Raw genomic sequence first — 568 nt, forward strand, 5'->3', positions numbered from 1 at the left:
GTAGACGTTACTGTCATGCCAGCTGGCGCATTAGTTAAGCTCCACGTTAAATCAGCACCGTTATTATCATCGTCAACATCGGTCACCGTCGCCGGATAGATATATTCACTTCCTTCCGTCGCCGTTAGCGGCGCAGTCGAGGTAATGCTTGGTGCCTGATTCACTGGCGTTACCGTAATGGTAAAGATTTGCGCATCCGGTAACGCACCGTTTTCGCCGCCATCCTGAACGGTTAGCGTCACCGCACCGGAAGTGGTTATACCATTGCCTGGCGTCCACATCACTTTCCCGGTAGACGTTACTGTCATGCCAGCTGGCGCGTTAGTTAAGCCCCACGTTAAGTCAGTACCGTTGTTGGCGTCATCGACATCGGTCACCGTTGCCGTATAGGCATATTCACTTCCTTCCGTCGCCGTTAATGGTGCAATTGAAGTAATGGTCGGTGCCTGATTCACTGGCGTTACCGTAATGGTAAAGATTTGCGAATCCGGTAACGCACCGTTTTCGCCGCCATCCTGAACAGTTAGCGTCACCGCACCGGAAGTGGTTATACCATTGCCTGGCGTCC

Annotated in this window: 1 protein-coding gene; it reads right to left on the reverse strand. The window is 52.5% G+C overall.

Going from position 1 to position 568, the window contains the following annotated elements:
- Window positions 1-568: putative Ig domain-containing protein (locus ND16A_RS21310; RefSeq protein ID WP_033077699.1), on the reverse strand; the 568-nt coding region annotated here is incomplete at both ends.

The organism is Thalassotalea sp. ND16A (assembly GCF_000764205.1).
In the GTDB taxonomy this organism is placed as follows: Bacteria; Pseudomonadota; Gammaproteobacteria; order Enterobacterales; family Alteromonadaceae; genus Thalassotalea_A.